This window comes from Caulobacter sp. HMWF025 (genome assembly GCF_003060965.1).
GTDB lineage: Bacteria > Pseudomonadota > Alphaproteobacteria > Caulobacterales > Caulobacteraceae > Caulobacter.
In genome coordinates this window covers 10,123-13,901 of record NZ_QAII01000104.1, presented here as the reverse complement: position 1 = coordinate 13,901, position 3,779 = coordinate 10,123, and the positions used below count along the sequence as shown (strand labels likewise).

Genomic DNA, 3,779 nt, shown 5'->3' with positions numbered 1-3,779 from the left:
AGCGCGATCCGGGACCCAGGGGGTGACGCAGTGCGGTGGCCCCTGGGTCCCGGCGCTCCCGCCCTCGCGGGCGTCCGGCCGGGATGACAGGGATTTTGAGCTTGAGAGCGGGGATCCAGCGACACCAATCCCCATTGTCGCGCAACCATAACTGATCAAATTCAACCCCTTACAAAAATCCTGATCGCGCCAATCAGACGCGTTCAAAACCCCCCGCATAATCACCTCACCGGACAGCACGGGAAGGGCGCAGGGCCAGCGACCGTTGCGGCTGGCCGGGGTGGTCGAGCGGGAAGCTCAATCGATGGCGGGAGGATTGCTTTGCGGTCCGGGCCGCCAACCCTGTCGTGTCTGGCGGCGGTCGGCCGTGGATCACAGAAACGACGTCACGCCAGGGATCGGGCGAGCAGCAGGTGGGCCTGGAAGGGTTCACAGTCCGGGCCGGGGTCGCACCCCGGTCCGCCCGCCGGAGGCTTCAGGGCGGCGAGGCTCTAATAGAGCTCGAGCGCCGCACGCGTCCGACAGAACGATCACGCGGAGCGTCTGAACTTCGTCGAAACGGTATTCAAATCTCTTTCTCCGGACGCGGTCCGGACGCTCCGCAGCCCTTCCCGTCCCTTCAGCGGCCAGACCGCGTGAGGTGGAAAAGCCGTGCCTGGACCGTCAGACCGCCGCATGATCCTTCAGGACCCCCAGCGGCACGATGGCCAGCATTTCCTCGTGGCTGGCTTCCAGGATCACGGCGGGGGCCATGCCGGCGTCGAGGGCTTCCTTCCAGCGCCCGGCGCACAGGCACCAGCGGTCGCCGGCCTTGAGACCCGGAAAGGCAAATTCCGGCCGGGGGGTCGAGAGGTCGTTGCCCGTGGCCTTCGAGAAGGCCAGGAAATCGTCAGTCATCACCGCACAGACGGTGTGCAGGCCCAGGTCATGCGGCCCGGTCTCGCAGCAGCCATTGCGGTAGAAGCCGGTGACAGGGTCCAGCGAGCAGGGTTTCAGTTCACCGCCCAGCACATTGCGGGCCTTGTCATCGTAGCGTGTGGTCATGGCGCGATCCTAACCCGTTTCGGGCCGTCCCGGACCAACAATCCGTCACCGGCGTCGTCGTGGCTTTTGCTGCGGCGCGGCGATGCTAAAGAAGAAGCCAGAGACGATAAAAGATCGCAGGGGAGTTTTGATGTCGAAGATCGCCAGGCCGCGCCGCAGCGCCCTCTACATGCCCGCCTCCAATGCCAAGGCGGTGGACAAGGCGCGCACCCTGGACGCCGACGTGATCATTCTCGATCTCGAGGATGCCGTGGCCCCGGAGATGAAGGTGGCGGCCCGCGAGGCGGCCGTGGCGGCGGTCAGGGCCGGCGGCTTTGGCCCGCGCGAGATCGTCATCCGCACCAATGGCCTCGACACCCCCTGGGGGGCCGACGACCTGGCCGCCGCCGCGGCGGCCGGGCCGGACGCCGTGCTGGTCCCCAAGGTCAATGACGCCGCCGATGTCCACGCCTATGACGCGGCCCTGGCCGGGGCTCCGGCCGAGACCCGGCTGTGGACCATGATCGAGACCGCCAAGGCCGCCTTCCACCTGTGGGAGATCGCCGGGGCCAGCCAGACCACCCGGCTGTCGACCTGGGTCATGGGCGTCAATGACTTCGCCAAGGAGATGCGGGCCCGCCAGACGCCGGACCGCGCCCCGTTCCTGCCGCTGCTGACCCTGTCGGTCGCCGCCGCCCGGACCCATGGCCTGACCGTTCTCGACGGCGTCCATAACGACATCGAAAACCTCGAGGCGCTTGAAGCGGTTTGCGTCCAGGGCGTTGATTTCGGCTTCGACGGCAAGACCCTGATCCACCCCAAGCATCTGGAGATCTGCAACCGGGTGTTCTCGCCCTCGGCCGACGAAATCGCCTGGAGCCAGGCGGTGATCGCCGCCTTCGCCGATCCTGAAAATGCCGGCAAGGGCGCGCTGCGGGTCGAGGGCAAGATGGCCGAGCGGCTGCATCTGGCCCAGGCCGAACGGCTGGTCGCCGTGGCCGCCGCCATCGCCGCCCGGGCGGCCTAGGGACATCTCGATGCGGGCCACGGCTTACCTCGTCTGTCTGAGCTTCGTCGCCGGCCCGGTCCTGGGCCAGCCGGCGCAGGGGCCCGCTGCGCCCGCCTCCACCCCGGTTCCGGCTCCGCAGCCCGAACCGGCAACCCCGCCGGGCCCGGTCGCAGCCCCGGCTGCGACGCCGGCGGCCCCGGCCCCGACCCCGACGGTCCCGCCGGAAAGCGTCGATCCGCTCGGCGACCTGATCGACCAGAGCGGCCCCCTGACCACCGATGAGGAAGACGCGGTCCCGACCGCGCCCGCCGCGCCTCACAAGCCGACCCTGCTGCCGATCCCTGCGCCCGAGCCGGCCCCGGCCGCCGGGTCTCCGGCCACCGCCTCGGGCTCCGCACCGATGCCGGCCGAGCAGGTCTACGAGCTGCGCATCAAGGCCTCGGTCGCCGCCGCCCAGGGCCTGCAGGGCCCGCTGGACGGCGGCTGGACGGTCCGCGATCCGGAAGGCCGCGCGCTCTACACGCTGCAACTGGTCGATCCGGCCAGCGGAAATGGTCCGGTCGAAGGAGCCTGGCGCGACGTACGACGGCCCGGTTCGGTGGGCTCGACCGGCCTGATCGATACGGTCGAGCGGTCCGGTGAGGCCGTGGTCGTCCGGTTCACGCCCCTGGCGGGGCAGTCGGCGGCCCTGACCGTCAATCCGGTCGACGAGACGCGCTGGAGCGGCACCCTGGTTGAAAACGGGGTCGGCCACGCGGTGGTTGCCGAACAGCAGCCGCCGCCCAGCCTGCCGCCCGGCTATGTGGTTCGCACCCGCGGGCCGGTCGTCTGGCCGCCCCGGGTCGCCGCCAGCCGTCCCGCGACCGTCCCGACCTGTTCGACCAAGGGCAAGAAGGGCAAGGCCCTGAAGGCCGCCAGGGCCCGCTGCGCGGCGCTCGCCAAGAAGAGCGGCAAGGGCAAGGCGGTGGCCAAGGGCAAGAAGGGCGCAAAGGCCAAGGCGACGGCCGCCCGCAAGAAGGCGGCGGTGAAGAAGAAGGCGTCCTAGAGCCGCAGGGCCGCCCGGGCGGTCGTGATCGCACCCTGCAGGGCGCCGGCTTCGAACGGCGCGCCCGGGCTGTGCCCCCAGACCGGCCCCGGCCAGGCCGGATCGCCGGCCCGGCGACCCAGCACATGGACGTGAAGCTGCGGCGTGACATTGCCCAGGGCCCCGACGTTCAGCTTGTCGACGGAGAGGCCCAGCGCCTCTGCCACGGCCCGCACCGCCGACCCGGCCCGCACCGTCTCCTCGATCAGGGCGATGCGGTCTGCCGCCGACAGGTCCTCGATCTCACGCAGGCCGGCCTGGCGAGGGATCAGCACGAGCCACGGATAGCGGGCGTCCAGCTGCAGCCGGATGTGGCAGAGGGCCAGATCGCCCACGGCCGCCGAGGTCGTGATGAAGGCCGGGTCGGGCGTGAACTCAGCCACGCTTGGGAACCGCGGCCCAGTAGTCGAAGTCGAGGATCACGCCGTCCGCATAGGCTCCGGCCTCGTCCTTGCCGGGGAAGTCGCCGCAGGGACGGTCGACCGTGGCCACCAGCCGCAGGCGCAGGGCCCCGACCGAGCCGAGGTCGGCCTTGTCCAGCACCTCGCTCCAGGCAAACACGGTGCCGCCGGCGAAATAGGGGCTCACATGCCGACCACCGTTGATCGCCAGGATCAGGCCGGCGTTCTGCAGGCCGTTGAACGACAGGGCCTTGGCGGTCGA

General features: G+C 70.3%; 4 protein-coding genes and 2 pseudogenes. 2 read left to right on the top strand and 4 right to left on the bottom strand.

What is annotated here, in order from left to right:
• Positions 1–128, bottom strand: a pseudogene (locus DBR10_RS20030) (hypothetical protein); the annotation flags it as partial.
• A 535-nt stretch (positions 129–663) separates the two neighbouring features.
• Positions 664–1,044 carry a DUF2237 family protein gene (locus DBR10_RS11470; RefSeq protein ID WP_108488675.1) on the bottom strand — a complete coding sequence of 127 codons (381 nt, stop codon included), beginning with the start codon at positions 1,042–1,044 and terminating at the stop codon, positions 664–666.
• Positions 1,045–1,174: 130 nt separating this feature from the next.
• On the opposite strand from DBR10_RS11470, the gene DBR10_RS11465 reads away from it, so the two are divergent.
• Both DBR10_RS11465 and DBR10_RS11460 read left to right on the top strand, forming a co-directional pair.
• The gene (locus DBR10_RS11465; protein ID WP_108506156.1) at positions 1,175–2,050 is read left to right on the top strand and encodes an HpcH/HpaI aldolase/citrate lyase family protein; all 876 of its coding nucleotides are present in this window, start codon (positions 1,175–1,177) and stop codon (positions 2,048–2,050) included.
• Between the two features lie 10 nt (positions 2,051–2,060).
• Positions 2,061–3,077: a hypothetical protein gene (locus DBR10_RS11460; RefSeq protein ID WP_199225331.1), complete on the top strand. Its 1,017-nt coding sequence runs from the start codon at positions 2,061–2,063 to the stop codon at positions 3,075–3,077.
• On the opposite strand, the gene DBR10_RS11455 is transcribed toward DBR10_RS11460, so the two are convergent.
• Positions 3,074–3,499, bottom strand: coding sequence for an HIT domain-containing protein (locus DBR10_RS11455; RefSeq protein WP_108504716.1), 426 nt, complete (start codon positions 3,497–3,499; stop codon positions 3,074–3,076). The genes DBR10_RS11460 and DBR10_RS11455 overlap by 4 nt on opposite strands.
• Positions 3,492–3,779 (bottom strand): annotated as a pseudogene (locus DBR10_RS20025) (hypothetical protein); the annotation flags it as partial. The pseudogene DBR10_RS20025 and the gene DBR10_RS11455, both read right to left, overlap by 8 nt.